Genomic DNA, 18936 nt, shown 5'->3' on the forward strand with positions numbered 1-18936 from the left:
TCGGTGGTCTGCGGCACCGCGCGCGGGGTCCGTTCAGGCGGTGGCCGCCGCTGTCAGGCCCAGCTTCTTCGCCATCTGCTCGCGCAGCACGAACTTCTGGATCTTGCCGGTGATGGTCATGGGCAGGGCGTCGACGAACTCGATGTACGCCGGCACCTTGTAGTGCGCGATCTGACCCTGCGCGAACGCGCGCAGCTCGTCGGCGCTGGCCTGCTGGCCGGGCTTGAGCACCACGCAGGCGCACAGCACCTCGCCGTACCTGGGGTCGGGCACGCCGACCACCTGCACGTCCTGCACCTTGGGGTGGCGGTAGTAGAACTCCTCCACCTCGCGCGGGTACACGTTCTCGCCGCCACGGATCACCATGTCCTTGAGGCGGCCCACGATGTTGACGAAGCCCGCCTCGTCCATGGTGGCCAGGTCGCCGGTGTGCATCCAGCCCTCGCTGTCGATGGCCTCGGCGGTCTTCTCCGCGTCGCCCCAGTAGCCCTGCATCACCGAGTAGCCGCGCGTGCAGAACTCGCCCACGGCGCCGCGCGGCACGGTGCGGCCCTCGGTGTCGACGATCTTGATCTCCAGGTGCGGCTGCACGCGGCCCACGGTGGACACCCGCCGCTCCAACGGGTCGTCCACCGCGCTTTGCGTGGACACCGGCGAGGTCTCGGTCATGCCGTAGGCGATGGTCACCTCGCCCATGTGCATCTGGCTCTGCACGCGCTTCATCACCTCGATGGGGCAGGGCGAGCCGGCCATGATGCCGGTGCGCAGCGTGCCCAGGTCGGTGCCGGCGAAGTCCGGGTGGTCGAGCACGGCGATGAACATGGTGGGCACGCCATAGAGCACCGTGCATCGCTCGGCCTGCACGGTGCGCAGCACCGCCTGCGGGTCGAAGGACTCGCTCGGGTAGACCATGGTGCTGCCGTGCGTGACGCAGGCCAGGTTGCCCATGACCATGCCGAAGCAGTGGTACAGCGGCACGGGAATGCACAGCCGATCGGCCGCCTGCAGGCGGATGGCCTCGCCCACGAAGTAGCCGTTGTTGAGGATGTTGCGGTGCGTGAGCGTGGCGCCCTTGGGGTGGCCCGTGGTGCCGGAGGTGAACTGGATGTTGATCGGGTCGCGCGCCTTCAGGCGCGGGCCGATGGCGGCCAGGCGTTCGCGCAGCGCGGGCGTGGCGCGCGCGCCCACGTCGGCGAAGTTGAGCATGCCGGGCGTGCGCGCCTCGCCCAGGCGGATCACCCAGCGCAGTTCGGGCAGAGCGGCGGCCTGCAGCTGGCCGGGCGCGCAGCGGTCGAGCTCGGGCGCGACGCCGCGCAGGATGGCCAGGCAGTCGCTGCTCTTGATCGCGGGCGCCAGCACCAGGGCACGGCAGCCCACCTTGTGCAGCGCGTAGGCCAGTTCGCTGGCACGGTAGGCCGGGTTGATGTTGACCAGGATGAGCCCGGCGCGCGCGGTGGCGAACTGCGTGAGCGCCCAGGCGCTGCAGTTGGGCGCCCAGATGCCCACGCGGTCGCCCGGCTGCAGGCCCAGGGACAGCAGGCCGGCGGCCCATTCATCGGCGCGCTCGCGCAACTCGGCCCAGGTCCAGCGCACGCCTTCCTGGGGAATCACCAGCGCCTCGCGGTTCGCGTGCTCGCGCGCGGTGGCGTCCAGCGCGGCGCCAATGGTGTCTTCGCGCAGCGGCGGCTGGCTGGCGCCGCGGGCGAGGGATTCGGTCTCGGTGCTCATGGTATTCACCTCCGTGCGGCGCACTGCGGGGCTGGGCGCCAGGGAAACGGGCCGGCGGCGCTCATGGGGTTCTCCTGGGCGAATGGACATGTTCGCGCCGGCGCCGCGCGGGCGCACCCTCGGGCAATCCCCAGGCCCGGGTGTTCCGTGCTGGAACACCCCGTGGTGTCGCGTGTCGCGACGTGGAACTCAGCGGCCGGGGCGACGGAAGGCGCGGCGCGCCCGGTCCACCGAGGCCCGCACCACGCAGCCTTCGGCGTGGTCGTTGATCAGGCCCATGGCCTGCAGGAAGGCATAAACGGTGGTCGGGCCGACGAACTTCCATCCGCGCTGCTTCAGGTCCTTGGACAGCGCGATGGACGTGGCCGAGGTGGAGACACTCTGGGGTGGCGCCAGTTCGCCGGGCCCGGGTTCGTGGCGCCAGAAATAGGCGGCGAGCGAGCCCTCGGCCTTCACCATCTCCTGCGCGCAGCGCGCGTTGTGAACCACCGCCTCGATCTTGCCGCGGTGCCGCACGATGCCCTGGTCGGCCAGCAGGCGTTCGACGTCGCGCTCGCCAAAGCGCGCCACGCGGTGGAAGTCGAAGCCCTCGAAGGCGGCGCGAAAGTTCTCGCGCTTGGCGAGGATGGTGCGCCAACTCAGGCCCGACTGGAACGCCTCCAGGCTGAGCTTCTCGAACAGGCGCTGGTCGTCGTCGACCGGAAAGCCCCATTCGGTGTCGTGGTAGGGCAGGAACTCGGGCGCGCCCGCGCACCAGCGGCAGCGCGGGCGGCCATCGGGGCCGTTGATGGTCTGGCTCATGGGGCGGCGTCGAAGAACGGGGACGGCGCGATTGTGGCGCGCCGCGCGCGCTCAGCGCAGGGCCGCGGGCAACCAGGTGGCAATCAGCGGGAAGGCCACCAGCAGGCCCAGTCGCAGGAAATCGGCCAGCAGGAAGGGCAGCACGCCCAGGTACATGCGGCGCAAGGGCACGTCGCGCACCAGGCCGTGCATCACCATCACGTTCAGGCCAATGGGCGGGCAGAACAGGCCGATCATGATGACCGTGACGTTGACGATGCCCCACCACAGCGGGTCGTACCCCCAGGAGACGATCAGCGGCAGCACGAAGGGCAGGGTGATCAGCATGGTGGCGACTTCGTCGAAGAAGGCTCCGAGCACGATGTAGACCACCAGGATGAGGGCGATCACGCCCCAGGGCGGCAGGTGGGTGGCGTTGACGGCGGCCATGAACAGGTCGGCCACGCCGCTGACGGTGACGAAGTAATTGAACGCCGAAGCGCCGATCACCATCACGTAGATCATGCCGGTGACGGAGGCGGTGTCGCCGATGAGCTTGAAGGCTTCGGCGCGCCGCCAGCCGCGCCGCCACAGGTAGGCGGCGAAGGACAGCACCGCGCCGACCGAGGCCGCCTCCAGCGCGGTGAAGACGCCCGCGTAGATGCCGCCGATGACCAGGCCCGCGAGCGCGATGACGAACAGCGACTGGCGCACCGCCTCGAGCCGCTCGGCGCCGCTCAGGCGGGGCCCCGCCGGCATGGCGGCGCGGCGGGTCATGCCGTACAGCACCACGGCCGCGCCGTAAAACGCCACCGCCATCAGCGCGGGCAGCAGGGCGGCGATGTAGAGGTCGATGACGAAGGTTTCGGCCAGCACCGAGTACACCACCAGGATGATGGAGGGCGGCACCAGAATGCCCAGCGTGCCGCCCACGGCGATGGTGCCGGCCGCGAAGTGCGGCGGGTAGCCGCGCGCCAGCATTTCGGGATAGGCCACGCGGTGCATGGTGCCGACGGTGGCCAGCGACGAGCCGCACAGCGCGCCGAAGCCCGCGCAGCCGCCCAGGGTGGCCAGGGCCAGGCCACCGCGGCGATGGCCCACGAAGGCGTCGGCCAGGCGGTAGAGGTCGGTGGACAGGCCGGCCGCGCTGGCGAAGTTGCCCATCAGCAGGAAGATGGGGATCAGCGCGAGGTCGGCGCTGGCAAAGGACGACGCGACTTCGCCGCCGAACATCGAGAGCGCGGGCTGCACGCCCACGATCGCGGCGAAACCCGCGGCGCCCGAGACCATCATGGCCACGCCGATGGGCACCTGCAGGAGGATGAGCGCGAACAGGCCGACGAAGCCGAACAGGATGATGGTGGTGGAGGACATGGTGTGCGGCCTGGACTCAAAGCATGTTGGCGGGCTCGGCGGATTCGGCGGGCGCCGCGGTGTCGGGCGGCATCGCGCCGAGCGCGACCCGGGTGAAGCGCAGCAGGTTGAGCGCTTCGAGCAGGGCGTTGAAGCTCATGGCCAGCGCCACGAACGTCCAGAACGGCGCGACCCGCACGCCGCGCAGCTGCGACAGGGTCTGGTGCGTGGCCTCCATCTCGGCCGCGTGGGCCCAGAGCTGCCAGGCCAGCACCGCCCACACGGCCAGCTTCAGCAACGCGGCCAGGCCCTCCAGGGCGGCGTAGGGCCGCGGCGCGAGCCGCTCCTCGAAGGGCTTGATGGTGATGTGCCGCATCTGCGCGGTGGCCGCGGGCACGCAGCAGGCGGCGGCCAGGATGTAGATCAGGCCCGAGACGTCGCTGAGCCGGTCGATCGGCGTGGCGAACAGGGTGCGGCCCAGCACGTCGAGCACGGTCGCGATGGCGTTGAGAAAGAGCAGGCACAGGCCGGCGGCCGCCAGCAGGTAGGCGAAGCGGCGCAGCGCGGCGTCGATGGTGTTCATGGGGTGTCTCCTGTTCTGTGGTGGGGCGATGGCAGGGTCACGCCCTATGCCCTTCGATGGGGGTCCCGGTCCAGAATCGCCGCTCCCTCACGACGGTCCACACGACAGCGCCCGCATGAGCAAGCCCCCCCGCATCGACCTGCGCGCCCTCGACATCGGCATGCTGCGCACCTTCGACGCGCTGATGCGCGAGCGCAGCGTGTCGCGCGCGGCGGCGCGCCTGTTCCTGAGCCAGCCGGCGGTGAGCGGCTCGCTGGCCAAGCTGCGCCGCACCTTTGGCGACCCGCTGTTCAAGCGCACGCCCCATGGCGTGTCGCCCACGCCGCTGGCGCTGTCCATGGCCGATGCGGTGGCCGACCTGCTCCTGCGCATGGGCCGCCTGCTGGAGAACGGCCACAGCTTCGACCCCACGGGTTCCGACCGCATCTTCCGCATCGCGGGCAGCGACTACAGCAGCCGCCTGATCCTGGCGCCGCTGATGGCGCGGCTGCACGCCACCAACGCGAGCGTGCGCATCGCCTGGGAGCCGCCGCAGTTTCACACGCTGTTCGAGCGCATCCGCCGCGGCGACGTGGACCTGGGTTGCGCGCCCGAGCCGAGCATGCGCTCGGGCCTGAACTCGGCCGTGCTGTTCGAGGAGCATTTCGTGCTCGTCACGCGCAAGGGGCACCCCGGGTTCACGGGCAGCGAAGACCCGCTGGAAGCGTTCTGCCAATGGCCACATGTGTTCTTCGGTTTCCGTTACCCCAACATCGAGAGCGTGCTGGAGGACAGCGTGGCGCGGCACGGGCGCCACTGCCTGGTGCGCCTGTCCATGCCCAGCTTCGATCAGGCGGCCGACGTGATCTCGCGCAGCGACATGATCTCGGTGTTCCCCGCGCGGCTGGCCCGCCTGTTCGGCGATCGGCTGCAGACCCTGCCGCTGCCGGTGCACCTGGAGGGCTACCGCTCCTGTCTGTACTGGGACCGGGGCACCGAGCAGGACCCGGGCCTGCGCTGGCTGCGCGAGGAAATCCGGCAGGTGGCGCACGCCGCCGCCGCCGAAGCCGCCGCCCCCCTGGCGGCCTGAGCCGGCGCCGGGCGCGCGCCCGGCGGCCATCACTTCATGCCCAGTTCGCCGCGCACCTGCGCGCGGGTCTTGGTGAAGGCCTGCCAGAGGCGCTCGTTGGTGGCGTCGCGTTGGCGCCAGTCCTGCACCACGGTGCCCATGGCTTTGTCCCAGCGCGCGCGCTCCTCGGGCGGCAGGGTGATCACCTGGCGCTTCTTGTCGTCCACCGTCTCCTTGTGCTTGGCGTCGGTGTACTCGTCGAACAGCTTGCCGGCCATGCGCACGAAGGGCTCGCCGCTGAAGCGGTCGATGGCGGCGCGGGCCTTGGGCGAGAGGCTGTCGTACTTGGCGCGGTTGAGCGCGAACATGATGGTGGAGGCGCCCATGGGAATGTTCACATGGTGCGCGGTGGCGTCGGCGATGCGAAAGGAATGCAGGGCCAGCCAGTCCTTGGGCGTGCCGTCGACCACGCCGCGGCTGATGGCCTCGGCCGCCTCGCGCACGGACACCGTGCCCACCGGTGTCGCGCCCAGGGCGCGGATCAGCTCCTGCTGCTCGGCGCCGCTGGCCTGCAGGCGCAGGCCGCGCAGATCCTCCACCTTCTTCACCGGGCCCTTGGTGTGCAGCACGTTGGGCGGGTTCACCAGCAGGCCAATGATGTAGAAGGACTTGTCGTCGTAGCCGCGCATCAGGCCCTGCTCGTGCAGCTTCCAAAAAGTGAGCGAGCCCTCGGCCGCGCTCTCGCTCACGGGCAGGCCGAAGAGGTTGTCGTCGGGAAAACGCCCCGGCGTGGTGGACGGGATGACGAAGGCGATGTCGGCGATGCCGTCGGTGACGAGCTTGAGCTGCGCGCCGGGGTTGCGGCCCGCCGCGCCCAGGGTGCCGCCCGGCAGGATCTGGATCTTCACCTCGCCGCCCGAGGCCTCCTCCACCGACTTGGCCCAGCGGCCCATGACGCCGTCGTCCTTGGTGAACAGGCCGCCTGGGGGCAGGAAGGTGGCATAGCGCAAGGTGACCGGCCCCTGCGCGTGGGCGGCGCTCGCGCCGATGAGGCCGGCGCAGGCGGTGGCCGCCGCGAGCACGGCCCCCATGAGTTGGCGTCGTTGCATGGCTTGTCTCCTGTCGTGTCGTGTCGTGTCTTGTGGTGGGGCGGGAACGCGGGGATCACCTGGCCGGCTCGGCCGGCTCGACGTACTGGCCCGCTTCGAGCCGGACGTAGGCCGATGCCTCGTCGAAGTGCACGCCGACAGGGTCGTCGCCGCGCTCGACGGCCTCGACCTGGCGCGCGAGCAGCCGGCGCAGCATGACGATGCCACGGTCGGTGGTGGCCAGGTGCTCCTCGCCGTGCAGCGTGATGGGGCCCTGGCCGACCTGGGCCTCCCAGTCGTTGGGGAAGTCGCGGCGCTGCTCGGGTGTCATCTGGTCCCAGCGCGGGCGGGTCGCGGCGTCCGGCGCGCGCGGCAGGATCTCGCCCTTCTTCGTCACGCGCGCGGCGGTGTAGATGCGGTAGTGCGTGTCGTCGATCGGCACCGTCCAGCCGATGGACTCGACCTTGCCGTACTTGCCCACGTAGGGGTTGGGCACCACGCGCAGCGTGGGCAGCACCACCTCGGTGGTGCGCTTCATCACCTGGCCGCCGTCGAGCTGGCGCGTACTGAACACCTTGACGCCGCGTTCGGTGAGGTCGAACCTCACCTGCGGCATGAGGTTCATGGTGGGCGTGAACTGCGTGCCGCTGAAGTTGCCGTGCAGGATCGGCACATGGAACGGATCGATCACGTTCTCGTAGTGCTGCAACCAGTTGCAGGGTGCGACCGCGCCACCGCCGCTGCCGATGCTGGTGTCGTCCACGTCGATGAACTCTCCCGGATCGAGCTCCTCCAGCGCGTCGTAGCGCGGCAGCACGGGCTTTCGCTCGGGCGGCCCCATGTAGGCAAAGATGAGGCCGTAGCGCTCCTGCACGGGGTACCAGGGCTGGCGCACCTTGCCGCGGTGCGCGGCGCCGCCTGCGGGCTCGCAGGGCTGGTCCAGGCAGCGGCCTTCGGCGTCGAACAGCCAGCCGTGGTAGCAGCAGCGGATGCCTTCTTCCTCCACGCGGCCGTAGTAGAGCGTGGTGCCCCGGTGGCAGCAGCGGTTGTGCAGCAGGCCGGGGCGGCCTTTCTTGTCGCGGTAGAGCACCAGGTCCTCGCCGAGGAGGCGCACCTCGCGCGGCGTGTCGGTGGCGTGCGAGGACAGCCCCACGGGGTGCCAGTAGCGGCGCAGCAACTCGCCCATGGGCGTGCCGCGGCCCACCTCGGTGAGCCGGCCATCGTGGGACACGCGCTTGCGCTGGTAGCCGGTGCCCTCGTCCAGTGGCACGGCCCGGATGGGGATGCTCATGTCTTGTCTCCGCCTTGTGTGTCGATTGGCGACGGAGACTAGAAGCCACCCCGGCCGGGGACAAGTCGGAAATACGGATACGTGATATGGCCGCGACCAATAACGCAATGGCGGCGCGGCGGCGCAAAGACTGTGCGCGGCGCTCGCCTTTGGGGATGCGGCGCCGCGCGCACCGGGCGAACATGCCGGCAGGAGGACCTGCGGTGGCAGTGAAGGATCGGCGAGATGGAACGGCCCCGGCGCATGCGGCACCCGACTGGCACGCCCGCACGCCCGAGGCGGCGCTGGCGCGGCTGTCGGCCCGGCGCGAGGGCCTGTCCGCGCGCGAGGCGGCCGAACGCCTGGCGCGCCACGGCCCCAACCGGCTGGAGGGCGCGCGCCGGCGCGGCCCCTGGGCACGCCTGCTGGCGCAGTTCCACAACGTGCTGCTGTACGTCATGCTGGGCGCGGCCGCGGTCACCGCCTTCCTGGGCCATTGGGTGGACACGGGCGTGCTGCTGGTTGCCGTGCTGATCAACGCCTTCATCGGCTTTGTCCAGGAAGGCAAGGCCGAGACCGCCCTGGAGGCGATACGCGCCATGCTCTCGCCGCGGGCGGTGGTGCTGCGCGACGGCCTGCGGCAGGACATCGACGCGGCCGAGCTGGTGCCCGGGGACGTGGTGCTCCTGGCCTCGGGCGACCGCGTGCCGGCCGACCTGCGCTTGATCCAGGTCAAGGGACTGCGTTGCGACGAATCCACGCTCACGGGCGAATCGCTGCCGGCGGCGAAGGACACCGGCGCCGTGGCGGCCGACGCGGCGCTGGGCGACCGCCGGGGCATGGCCTATGCCGGCACCCTGGTGGGCTACGGCCAGGCCAGCGGCCTGGTGGTGGCCACCGGCCGCGACACCGAGATCGGCCGCATCGACCAGCTGCTCGCCGGCGTGGCCACGGGCGCCACGCCGCTGCTGCGCCAGATCGACCGCTTCGGGCGCGCGCTCGCCCTGGCCATCCTGGCGCTGGCGCTGATCACCTTCGCCATCGGCGTATGGCTGCGCGGCCACCCGGCGGCCGACATGTTCATGATGATCGTGGCCCTGGTGGCCTCGGCGATCCCCGAAGGCCTGCCCGCCATCCTGACCATCACGCTCGCGCTCGGCGTGCAGCGCATGGCGCGCCGCCAGGCCATCGTGCGCCACCTGCCGGCGGTGGAGGCGCTGGGCTCGGTCACCGTCATATGCTCGGACAAGACCGGCACCCTCACGCGCAACGAAATGACGGTGCAGCGCGTGGTGTGCGCGGGACTGGACGTGCGCGTGAGCGGCGCCGGCTACGCGCCCGAGGGCGAGTTCCGCGTGGGCGAGCGCGCGATCGACGCCGATCACCACCCGGCGCTGGCGCTGGCGCTGCGCGCGGGCGTGCTGTGCAACGACGCGCGCATGGCCGGCGAGGCCGGGCACTGGACGGTGGTGGGCGATCCCACCGAAGGCGCCCTGCTGGTGCTGGGCCACAAGGCCGGTCTGCTGCACGGGCACACCCAGGCCGCCTGGCCGCGCGCCGACGCCATTCCCTTCGAGTCGCAGCACCGCTTCATGGCCACGGCGCACCACGACGACGAGGGCCGCCCCTGGATCTTCGTGAAGGGCGCGCCCGAGAAGCTGCTCGAGATCAGCGCGCGCGAATGGGGCCCCGAGGGCGAACGGGCGATCGACGTCGACACCTGGCGGCGCATGGCCACCGACATGGCCGCGCGCGGCCTGCGCCTGCTCGGGCTGGCCTGCAAGCGCGCGGCCCCAGCGGGCTCGGGCCTGGCCTTCGAGGACGTGGCCGCCGGCTACACGCTGCTCGCGCTGGTGGGCATCGCCGACCCGCCGCGCGAGGAGGCGGTGCGCGCCGTGGCCGACTGCCACGCGGCGGGCATCCGCGTGAAGATGATCACCGGCGACCACGGCGAGACCGCGCGCGCGATCGGCGCGCAGCTCGCCATCGGCACGGGCAAGCCGGCCATCACGGGCGCGGAGATCGAGCTGATGGACGACGAGGCCCTGCAGCGCGTGGCGCTGGACGTGGACGTGTTCGCGCGCGCCAGCCCCGAGCACAAGCTGCGGCTGGTCAACGCCTTGCAGCGCCACGGGCAGGTGGTGGCCATGACCGGCGACGGCGTGAACGACGCGCCCGCGCTCAAGCGCGCCGACGTCGGCGTGGCCATGGGCCGCAAGGGCACCGAAGCCGCCAAGGAGGCCGCCGACGTGGTGCTGGCCGACGACAACTTCGCCACCATCGCCGCCGCGGTGCGCGAAGGCCGCGCGGTGTACGACAACATCCGCAAGTTCATCCTGTTCATGCTGCCCACCAACGGCGGCGAGGCGCTGGTGGTGATCGCCGCCATCCTGTTCGGCCTCACGCTGCCCATGACGCCCGCGCAGGTGCTGTGGATCAACATGGTCACGTCCAGCACGCTCGGGCTGGCCCTGGCCTTCGAGCCGGGCGAGGGCGACCTCATGCGCCGCCCGCCGCGCGCGCCGGGCGAGCCGCTGCTCTCGCGCTTTTTCGTCTGGCGCGTGCTCATGGTGTCCGTGCTCATGATGGCGGCGGCGCTCGGCCTGTTCCTGTGGGAGCTGGAGCGCGGCACCGCGCTGGAGACCGCGCGCACGATGGCGGTCAGCACCATCGTGGTGACCGAGATGTTCTACCTGCTCAACAGCCGCTTCGTGCTGGCGCCCGCGCTGGGCCGCGCCGGCCTGAGCGGCAACCCGGTGGTGGCCTGGGCGCTGGGCGCCTGCCTGCTGCTGCAGATGGCCTTCGTCTACCTGCCACCGCTGCAGGCGGTGTTCGGCACCACGGCCCTGGGCGCGCGCGAGTGGGTCGCGGTGGGCTCGGCCGGGCTGGGGGTGTTCGTCGTCGCCGAGCTGGAGAAGGCGGCGGCGCGCGCCCTCATTCGCCAGGGCGCGCCGGGCTGAGGCCCGGCGCGCCGGCCGGCACCTGGAACACCTGGCGCAGGTAGGCCAGGAAGGTGGCGTCGTCGCACAGGGCCTTGCCCGGCGTGTCCGAGATCTTAGCCACCGGCTGGCCATTGGCCGAGCGCAGCTTCATCACGATGCTCAGCGGCTCCAGGCCCATGTCGTTGGTGAGGTGGGTGCCGATGCCAAAGCCCATCTGCGCGCGGTCGGCGAAGTGGCGGTAGATGGCCAGCGCGCGCCGCAGGTCCAGGCCGTCGGAGAACACCAGGCGCTTGGTGGCCGGGTCGATGCGCAGGCGCGCGTAGTGCGCCAGGGCCTTTTCGCCCCATTCGATGGGGTCGCCCGAGTCGTGGCGCAGGCCGTCGAAGAGCTTGGCGAAGTAGAGGTCGAAGTCGGCCAGGAAGGCGTCCATGGTGATGACGTCGGTGAGCGCGATGCCGAGGTCGCCGCGGAACTCCTGCACCCAGTCTTCCAGCGCGGCCTTCTGAAAGTCGCGCAGGCGCACGCCCAGGGTCTGGTAGGTCTGCAGGTACTCGTGCGCCATGGTGCCGATGGGCGCCAGGTCCAGCTCCTTGGCGAGCAGCACGTTGGAGGTGCCCTTGAAGAAGCGCGGCGCCCCGTCGCGCAGCGTGCTCACCACCTCGCGCTGCCAGGCGCCGCTGTAGCGGCGGCGCACGCCGAAGTCGGACAGTTCGAAGGGGTGACGGCGCTCGGGTTCGCGCGCGAAATCGCGCAGCAGATCGAGCTTGCCGGCCAGGCGGCGGCGCCCTTCGGCCAGCGCGGCCGTGGCGTCGAAGCGGCGGAAGTACAGCTCGTTGACGATGGCCAGCACGAAGATCTCGAAGGCCATGACGTGCACCTGCGGGCCGCGGGCCACGATGTCCAGCGAATCGCCCTGGGCGCGCACCTCGATGAACTCGCGCTGGAAGCGGAAGATGCGCAGGAAGTCGACGAAGTCGGAGGTGAGGTAGCGCAGGCCCCTCAGGTAGGCGAGCTCGTCGGGCTGGAAGCTCAGCGAGCACAGGTGGTCCAGCTCGCGGTCCACCTCGGGCACCAGTTCGGCGAGCGGGTAGGCGCTGGTGTTGCGGCAGACGAAGCTGTAGCGGGCCTGGGTGGTGGGGTGGCGGTGCAGCAGGGCCTGCCACATCGAGAACTTGTAGAGGTCGGTGTCGAGCAGGCTGTGGATGATGGGGGTCATGGAGGGGTGCCCTCGGGCGGGGAAACACCGCGATCATGGACCAGCGGCGCCGCTCACGCCGGCAGTGGCCAGGCCGGGTTCCAGGCCACCTCCCACAAGTGGCCATCCGGATCCATGAAGTAGCCCGCGTGGCCGCCCCAGAAGGTGTCCTGGGCGGGCTTCACGATGCGCGCGCCGGCGGCCTCGGCCTCGCGCATCACGGCGCCCACCGCCTCTCGCGAGCCCACGTTGTGGGCCAGGCTCAGGCTCGATGGGCTGGGCGGCCCGGGCGGGATGCCGGCGTCGTGGCACAGGTTCTCGCGCGGGAACAGCGCGAGCCTGAGGCCGGGCTGCAGGTCGAAGAACGCGACGGCGCCGTGCGCGATGTCCTGGCCGACGATGCCCTCGGTGGGCAGGCCGAGGCCGTCGCGGTAGAAGCGCAGCGCGCGCTCGAGGTCGGCGACGGCCAGGGTGATGAGGGAGAGGTAGGGTTTCATGGCGGGCTCCTGCGGGGGCGATGATCGGCCATCGCCCCCGCGCCGCCAACGCCCCGGGCGCTCACTCGATGCGGATGCCGCGCTTCTTGATGAGCGCGCCCCAGCGCTCGGTCTCGCGGGCCAGGTAGCGCCGGAACTCCTCGGGCGTGCCGCCGCCCGCGCTGGCGCCAATGGCCTCCAGCTTGGGCGTCACGTCGGGCGAACGCACGGCCCAGGTCACGTCGCTCGCGATCTGCTGCACCACGGCGCCGGGCGTGCCGCCGGTGGTGAAGACGCCGTACCAGGCCTCCGTCTCGTAACCCGCCAGGCCTTGCTCGGCCACGGTAGGCACCTCGGGCAGCCAGGGCAGGCGCTTGGCCGAGGTGACGCCCAGCGGCACCACCTTGCCGGCCTTGATGTGCTGCAGCACGCCGTTGTCGAACATGATGGGCACGCGCCCGCCCAGCAGGTCCTGGTGCGCGGGCGCGCTGCCCTTGTACGGAACGTGGGTGAGCGACACATCGGCCATGCTGGCGAAGAGCTCTCCCGAGAGGTGGGTGGAGGCAGCCGTGCCGGTGGAGGCGAAGCTGATCGAGCCCGGCGCCGCCTTGGCCTTCTGGATCAGCTCGGGCACGTTCTTCACGCCCAGCGAGGGGTGCGCCACCAGCACGTTGGTGATGGTCGCCAGCACCGTGACGGGCGCGAGGTCCTTGGCCGAGTCGTAGGGCAGCTTGTCGAGCAGGAAGGGGTTGAGCGCGAAGGGCATCGCGGTCAGCAGCAGGGTGTGGCCGTCGGGCGCGGCCTTGGCGACGAGATCGGTGGCGATGACCGTGTTGCCACCGGGCCGGTTCTCGACGATGACGGGCTGGCCCCAGCGCTCCGAGAGCTTCTGGCCGACCAGGCGCGCCTGCGTGTCCGTGGCGCCGCCGGGCGGGTAGGCCACGATCAGGCGCACCGGTTTGCTGGGCCATTTCGCGGCCTGCGCGAAGGCCGGCGCGGCCAGGTGGCTGCCCAGCAGCAGGCCAGCGGCCAGCGAGGCGAGAAAGGTCTTGCGTTTCATGGGGTGTCTCCTGTGTGTGTGGGATGAGAGAGGTCGCGGCCATCGATCCAGGCGGCGATCGGCTCGACCCAGGGGGCGGGGTCGAGCAGCAGGCCCTGGTGGCCATAGGGAGTGGGCACGGTGGCCGCCCGCGCGGGGCGGTCGGCGGTCGGGGGAAACAGCGCGTCTGACGCGGCCTGCAGCGCCGTGGTGTCGCTGGGCCAGGCCGGCAGCGCGAACGTGGCGGCCGCGGCGCGCAGCCGCCAAAGCGCGTCGGGCGTGAACTCCTGCGCCCATTGCCGCACGCGGCCGAGCTCCCGCGCCAGCGCCTGCGGTCCCTGGTCGCGCGCCCATTGCGTCAGGCCGTTTCGCATCAGCGTCTCGACGCGAAAGGCATAGCGCTTGTCCGGGTCGTCCAGGCGGCGCAAGGCATCGAGGCCGTCCAGCGAGCCCCGGCCCTGGCGCGCGCTGCACAAGGCCAGCGCGCGCCGCACGCGCGAGGGCCACGCGGCGCGCAGCTGCAGGGCGAGGTAGCCGCCGAAGGAATAACCGATCACGCCGCCGAGGCGCGCGATGCCCAGCGCGTCGAGCAGGCCACAGGCCGCGTCGGCCATGGCCGCCACGCTGGCGTGGGTGCGGTCGGCGCCGTCCCAGCCGGAGCCATAGGCCGAGCCGGGCAGGTTCATGGTGATCACCCGGTGGCGCCGCGTGTCCAGCGCCTTGCCGGGCCCGGCCCAGGCCGCGGCCCAGCCGGCGTCGGCGGCGGGGCCGCTCGGGTCGAGCGCGAAGTGGCTGCCGGTGTAGCCGTGCAGCAGCAGGTAGGCCGGCGCGTCCTCGGGCCCCTGGCTCGTGTAGGCCAGGCGGGCGCGCACCACGCGACCGTCGGCAAGCCGCAGGTCGAGTTCGCGGATGCCAGCGTCGCTGGGCGCGTCCACCATCAAACCGGCCTTTCGCCCCGCACGGTGGTCCGGTACAGCGTGCGGTACTGGCCGGCCGGCAGGTCCCGCGTCGTGGCGCTGTGCATGGTGGAGCGGTTGTCCCACATCACCACGTCGCCGGGGCTCCAGCGAAAGTCGTAGCGGAACTGGGGCTGCACCGTGTGGGCGAACAGAAACTCCAGGATCTCGCGGCTGTCTTGCGGCGACTGGCCGATCACCTCGGCCGTCATGCCCGGGTGGGCGAAGATGGCCTTGCGGCCCGAGTCGGGGTTGGTGCGGATCAGGGGATGGTCCACGTCGGGCGTCTGCTGCTTCTGCGCCTCGGTCATCTCGACCCGCGTCGATTGCGCCGCGTCCGCCTTGCGGCGGTAGCGGTGCACCGCGCGCAGGCCGTCCAGCCGCGCCTTCCATTCATCGGACAAGGCCTCATAGGCGGCCTCCATGTCGGCGAACAGGGTGTCGCCGCCCTCCGGCGGGATCTCCAGCGCGTTCAGGATGGTCGCCTTCGCGGGACGCTCCTGGAAGGCGAGATCGGAATGCCAGTACGAGCCGCCGTCGGCGATGCCCATGGGCTTGCCATCCACCACCCGGTTGGACAGCCGGAAGATCTCCGGATGCTCGGGGTGGTTGTACTGGGACAGGACGTGCACTTCCAAGGGACCGAAGCGGCTGCTGAACGCCAGCTGCGCCGCGGCGGACAGGTTCTGGTTCTTGAAGCAGAGCAGTTTGCTCTCCACGAACAGGCGGTGGATCGCGCCGAACGCCTCGTCGTCGAAATCACGCGACAGGTCGAGATCGCGCACTTCGGCGCCGAAGCGCGCGGACAGCGGCTGGACTTGCATAGGACTGAAACCCTCATTTATCGAACAAATGTTCGCCAGTTAATCTACCGGACCGGCCGCGGCCTGTCAACGCGCTACATTCGGCGCGCCGGATTCATTGCGTGGAGCGCAGATGCGAGACAAAGAGGTGCAGGACGACAACAGCGAGGGCAAGCGGGAGTTTCTCGATGCCCTGGCCAACGGGCTTCGCCTGTTGAACGCGTACGACGAGAACACGCGCGCCTTCAGCATCCAGTCGGCGGCGGAACTGCTGGGGGTGACGCGGGCCGCCTCGCGGCGCATCCTGCTGACGCTCAGCGAGCTGGGTTACCTGCGCCAGGACAAACGCGACTTCGAGCTGTCGCCCAAGGCCATCGAACTGGGCTACCGCTATTTCCGCTCGCTGGGCCTGTCGGCAGCGGTGCGGCCGCAGTTGCTGGAGCTGTCGCGCCAGTTGAACGTGGGGGCGGCGATCGGCGTGCTGGCGGGCACCGACGTGTTGTTCGTCGAGCGCGTCGAGGCCGACCGGCCGATCAAGCTCGACCTGCGGGCCGGCGACCGCCTGCCGGCCTACGCCCACTCGCTGGGCCGCGCGCTGCTGGCCCAACTGCCGCCCCAGCGGCTGGCCGAGCACCTACCCGCGGGCACCATGGCCCGCCATTCCCAGCACACGGTCACCGAGCGCAAGGCGCTGAACGCCGAGCTCGCGCTGGCGCGCCAGCGGGGCTGGAGCTTCGCCAACAGCGAACTGGTGGCGGGCCTGTTCGGCGTCGCCATCGAGATCCCCTCGTGCACGGGCGAGGCCCGGTTCGGCCTGAACGTCAGCTCGATCGGACAGCCCTGGAGCGTCTCGCACATCGAGCGCCACATCGTCCCGGCGCTGCGCGCCTGCGCCCAGCGCCTGCAAATGCTGACGGACACGCTGGGTTGAACACGCCGGCGCGACAGGGCCGGCAAGCGCTGCGGCGCCTGTTGCCCGAACTCCTGCTCTCGCTGCGCGCGCTCTGGCCCGCCGCGCCCGGCATCGACGCGCGCGAGAAATGGCGCGCCTGCATCGGCGCCGCGCTGGGCATCCTCGTCGCCGGCCTGGGCGCCACCTGGCTGGCGCCCGGCAACGGCCACCCCGCGCTGGCCACCGCGCTGGTGGCGCCGCTGGGCGCCAGCGCGGTGCTGGTTTTCGTGGTGCCCTCGAGCCAGCTGGCCCAGCCCTGGTCGGTGATCGGGGGCAACACCTTGTCGGCGCTGGTGGGCGTGGCCTGCGCCCTCTGGGTGCCGCACCCGGCCGTGGGCGCGGCGCTGGCGGTGGGCCTGTCCATCGCGCTCATGCTGGCGCTGCGCTGCCTGCACCCGCCGGGTGGCGCCTCGGCCCTGCTGATGGTGCTGATGGGCAGCCACGACTTCGGCGTCGCACTGCAACCGGTGCTGCTGGACTCGGCGCTGATGGTGGCGGCCGGCCTGCTCTACAACAACCTCACGCGGCGGCGCTGGCCGCACGTGCACCACCCGGTGCCCACCGAGCCCGGCGGCGCGCGCCTCACCAGCCGCGACCTCGACGCCGCGCTGGCCCACTACAACCAGGTGCTCGACATCAGCCGCGAAGACCTGCAGGACCTGATGCAGTACGCCGAGGCCGCGGCCTACCAGCGCACCATGGGTGAGTTGCGCTGCACCGACGTGATGACGCCCGACCCCGTGACCGCGCGCCCCGAGATGCCGCTGCGCCAGGCCTGGGCGCTGATCCGCCAGCACCGCGTGAAGGCGCTGCCCGTGGTGGACCGGCAGCACCACCTGGTGGGCATCGTCACGGTGTCCGATTTCATGCGCCAGGTGGACATGGACGTGCACGAGGGCGTGAACTTCCGCCTGCGCGCCCTGCTGCGCCAGATGCACCGGCCGGCGCCCCGGCACACGGTGGGCGAGATCATGACGCGCCAGGTGCGCGTGGCCAGCAGCGACCGACCGCTCACCGAGCTGGTGCCGGTGTTCTCCGACGGCGGGCACCGCCACCTGCCCATCATCGACGCCGAGCGCCGGCTGGTGGGCATCGTCACGCAGTCGGACCTGATCCGCGCGATGGACGCGGCGGTGCGGGGCTAGGGGCCAGGCGGCCGCCTCAGCTCACCACCGCCAGCACCACGTCGGAGGCCTTGATCAGCGCCGTGGCCTCGGCGCCCGGCGCCAGGCCCAGTTCGGCCACCGCGGCCTGCGGCACCACGGCCACCACCTCCAGGCCGCCGTCGCAGCGCAGCAGCACCTCGGCGTTCACCGCCCCGGGCGTCACCGACTGCACGCGGCCGGGGAAGCGGTTGCGCGCCGACACGCGCGCGCCGGCCAGGTCCACCGCCAGCAGCACGGCCGAGGACTTCACCAGGGCGATCACCGCCATCTGCGGGCGCAACGCCAGCGATTCGGTGCTGCCGCGCGTGACGATGGCCGACAGGCGCAGACCGCCGGGCAGGCCCAGTTCGACCTCGTCGTTCACCGCGCCGGCCCGCACGGCCGCGACGGTGCCCAGCCATTGGTTGCGCGCGCTGGTCTTCATGTTCAGTACCTTCAGCAGCGAAAACTCCTGGTCCAGGTCCATGGCGTCCTGTTCGATGAGGCGAAGGAAGCGCTGATGCACCGCGTGCACCTGCCCGTAGCGTTCGATGAGGCGCCGGCCGAAGTCGGTGAGCCGCGTGGCGCCGCCGCCCTTGCCACCGATCACGCGCTCCACCACCGGCGCGCTGGCGCGCTGGTTCATGGTGTCGATCGCGTCCCAGGCGGCCTTGTAGCTCATGCCGAAGGCCCTGGCGGCGCGCGTGATGGAGCCGTGCTCGGCCACCGCCTGCAGCAGCTCGATGCGGCCATGGCCGGCGAGGCTTGCGCCGCCGGACGACAGCCAGAGGGCGCCATGCACCTCCAGCGGGTCCTTGCTCCTGTGTTTTTTCGTCGCCATCGTGGCTGCTCCTGCGCCCCTCGGGCCCGCGGCGAGGATATCAGCGGCTTTGCAGCGCGGCGTTGCAGGCCACGGTGCGTCCGGCGTCCAGGCAGACCACGTCCTGGGCCAGGTGGCGCACATCGTCGTCGTCGTGGGTGATCAGCAGCAGCGGCAGCTGCAGCTCGGCCTGCAGGTCCTTGAGTTCATCGCGCAGGCGCTGGCGCAGGCCCTTGTCCAGGGCGGCGAAGGGCTCGTCCAGCAGCAGCGCCGCGGGCCGCGAGACCAGGGCGCGGGCCAGCGCGGTGCGCTGGCGCTGGCCGCCCGAGACCTGATGCGGGTAGTGGCCGGCCACGGCCTCCAGGCCGAAGCTGGCGAGCCAGCGGTCCACGTCCTCGTGGGCTTCGTCCTTCGCCGGGTTGCGCAGACCCCGGCGCACAGCGAAGGCCACGTTCTGCCGCACGGTGAGGTGGGGAAAGAGGGCGTAGTCCTGGAACATGTAGGCCAGGTGGCGCTGCTGCGCGCTGCTGTGGATGCCGCGCTCGCTGTCTAACAGCACACGGCCGGCCACGGCGATGCGGCCGCGGTCGGGCGCCAGGATGCCGGCCACCATCTTGAGCGTCAGCGTCTTGCCCGCGCCCGAGGGCCCGAACAGCACCACGCGCTGCGCGGACGAGCGAAAGGCGAGGTCCACGTCGAAGCGCGAATGGCCCTGGCGCAGGGTCTTCTGCAGGCACAGGTCCCAGATCATGGACAGG

General features: G+C 71.4%; 17 protein-coding genes. 4 read left to right on the forward strand and 13 right to left on the reverse strand.

Annotated elements, in window-relative coordinates; all coding sequences use genetic code 11:
- Positions 1 to 33 precede the first annotated feature (33 nt).
- The 4 genes from SOM08_RS00295 to SOM08_RS00310 form a co-directional block, all read right to left on the reverse strand.
- Positions 34 to 1728: an AMP-binding protein gene (locus tag SOM08_RS00295; RefSeq protein ID WP_116959129.1), complete on the reverse strand. Its 1695-nt coding sequence runs from the start codon at positions 1726 to 1728 to the stop codon at positions 34 to 36.
- Between the two features lie 189 nt (positions 1729 to 1917).
- Positions 1918 to 2529, reverse strand: a complete 612-nt coding sequence (locus SOM08_RS00300; protein WP_322469818.1) for a DNA-3-methyladenine glycosylase I — start codon at positions 2527 to 2529, stop codon at positions 1918 to 1920.
- A 51-nt stretch (positions 2530 to 2580) separates the two neighbouring features.
- Positions 2581 to 3882, reverse strand: a complete 1302-nt coding sequence (locus tag SOM08_RS00305) for a TRAP transporter large permease (protein ID WP_116959125.1) — start codon at positions 3880 to 3882, stop codon at positions 2581 to 2583.
- 16 nt (positions 3883 to 3898) lie between these two features.
- On the reverse strand, positions 3899 to 4444 hold the full coding sequence (locus tag SOM08_RS00310) for a TRAP transporter small permease subunit (RefSeq protein ID WP_116959123.1): 546 nt from the start codon (positions 4442 to 4444) through the stop codon (positions 3899 to 3901).
- Positions 4445 to 4559: 115 nt separating this feature from the next.
- Between SOM08_RS00310 and SOM08_RS00315 the strand changes: the two genes are divergently transcribed.
- Positions 4560 to 5513, forward strand: a complete 954-nt coding sequence (locus SOM08_RS00315; RefSeq protein ID WP_181936483.1) for a LysR family transcriptional regulator — start codon at positions 4560 to 4562, stop codon at positions 5511 to 5513.
- Positions 5514 to 5542: 29 nt separating this feature from the next.
- Here SOM08_RS00315 and SOM08_RS00320 read toward each other — a convergent pair whose 3' ends face one another.
- Together SOM08_RS00320 and SOM08_RS00325 are read right to left on the reverse strand one after the other, a co-directional pair.
- Positions 5543 to 6601: a TRAP transporter substrate-binding protein gene (locus SOM08_RS00320; RefSeq protein WP_322469819.1), complete on the reverse strand. Its 1059-nt coding sequence runs from the start codon at positions 6599 to 6601 to the stop codon at positions 5543 to 5545.
- A 55-nt stretch (positions 6602 to 6656) separates the two neighbouring features.
- Positions 6657 to 7871: an aromatic ring-hydroxylating dioxygenase subunit alpha gene (locus SOM08_RS00325; RefSeq protein ID WP_116959117.1), complete on the reverse strand. Its 1215-nt coding sequence runs from the start codon at positions 7869 to 7871 to the stop codon at positions 6657 to 6659.
- Between the two features lie 182 nt (positions 7872 to 8053).
- On the opposite strand from SOM08_RS00325, the gene SOM08_RS00330 reads away from it, so the two are divergent.
- The gene (locus SOM08_RS00330; protein ID WP_416186983.1) at positions 8054 to 10810 is read left to right on the forward strand and encodes a cation-transporting P-type ATPase; all 2757 of its coding nucleotides are present in this window, start codon (positions 8054 to 8056) and stop codon (positions 10808 to 10810) included.
- On the opposite strand, the gene pncB is transcribed toward SOM08_RS00330, so the two are convergent.
- The 5 genes from pncB to SOM08_RS00355 all read right to left on the reverse strand — a co-directional run bounded on the left by pncB (position 10785) and on the right by SOM08_RS00355 (position 15282).
- Entirely contained in the window at positions 10785 to 12008 is a 1224-nt protein-coding gene (gene pncB / locus SOM08_RS00335; protein ID WP_116959113.1) for a nicotinate phosphoribosyltransferase, read from the reverse strand. The genes SOM08_RS00330 and pncB overlap by 26 nt on opposite strands.
- Before the next feature lie 53 nt (positions 12009 to 12061).
- Positions 12062 to 12484, reverse strand: coding sequence for a VOC family protein (locus tag SOM08_RS00340; protein WP_322469821.1), 423 nt, complete (start codon positions 12482 to 12484; stop codon positions 12062 to 12064).
- Positions 12485 to 12545: 61 nt separating this feature from the next.
- On the reverse strand, positions 12546 to 13523 hold the full coding sequence (locus SOM08_RS00345; RefSeq protein WP_116959109.1) for a tripartite tricarboxylate transporter substrate binding protein: 978 nt from the start codon (positions 13521 to 13523) through the stop codon (positions 12546 to 12548).
- Positions 13520 to 14440: an alpha/beta hydrolase family protein gene (locus SOM08_RS00350; protein WP_322469822.1), complete on the reverse strand. Its 921-nt coding sequence runs from the start codon at positions 14438 to 14440 to the stop codon at positions 13520 to 13522. The genes SOM08_RS00345 and SOM08_RS00350 overlap by 4 nt, the downstream gene beginning before the upstream one ends.
- Positions 14440 to 15282, reverse strand: a complete 843-nt coding sequence (locus SOM08_RS00355; RefSeq protein ID WP_322469823.1) for a TauD/TfdA family dioxygenase — start codon at positions 15280 to 15282, stop codon at positions 14440 to 14442. Before SOM08_RS00355 ends, SOM08_RS00350 begins: the two co-directional genes overlap by 1 nt.
- 112 nt (positions 15283 to 15394) lie before the next feature.
- Between SOM08_RS00355 and SOM08_RS00360 the strand changes: the two genes are divergently transcribed.
- On the forward strand, positions 15395 to 16192 hold the full coding sequence (locus tag SOM08_RS00360) for an IclR family transcriptional regulator domain-containing protein (protein WP_116959102.1): 798 nt from the start codon (positions 15395 to 15397) through the stop codon (positions 16190 to 16192).
- Positions 16189 to 17358, forward strand: a complete 1170-nt coding sequence (locus SOM08_RS00365) for an HPP family protein (RefSeq protein ID WP_416186984.1) — start codon at positions 16189 to 16191, stop codon at positions 17356 to 17358. The genes SOM08_RS00360 and SOM08_RS00365 overlap by 4 nt, the downstream gene beginning before the upstream one ends.
- Before the next feature lie 16 nt (positions 17359 to 17374).
- Here the strand turns inward: SOM08_RS00365 and SOM08_RS00370 are convergent, their stop codons facing one another.
- Together SOM08_RS00370 and SOM08_RS00375 are read right to left on the reverse strand one after the other, a co-directional pair.
- Entirely contained in the window at positions 17375 to 18199 is an 825-nt protein-coding gene (locus SOM08_RS00370) for a TOBE domain-containing protein (RefSeq protein ID WP_322469824.1), read from the reverse strand.
- A 40-nt stretch (positions 18200 to 18239) separates the two neighbouring features.
- Positions 18240 to 18935: a sulfate/molybdate ABC transporter ATP-binding protein gene (locus SOM08_RS00375; protein ID WP_416187027.1), complete on the reverse strand. Its 696-nt coding sequence runs from the start codon at positions 18933 to 18935 to the stop codon at positions 18240 to 18242.
- Between the last annotated feature and the right edge of the window lies 1 nt (position 18936).

Source organism: Hydrogenophaga sp. SNF1 (genome assembly GCF_034421675.1).
Lineage (GTDB): Bacteria > Pseudomonadota > Gammaproteobacteria > Burkholderiales > Burkholderiaceae_C > Hydrogenophaga > Hydrogenophaga borbori.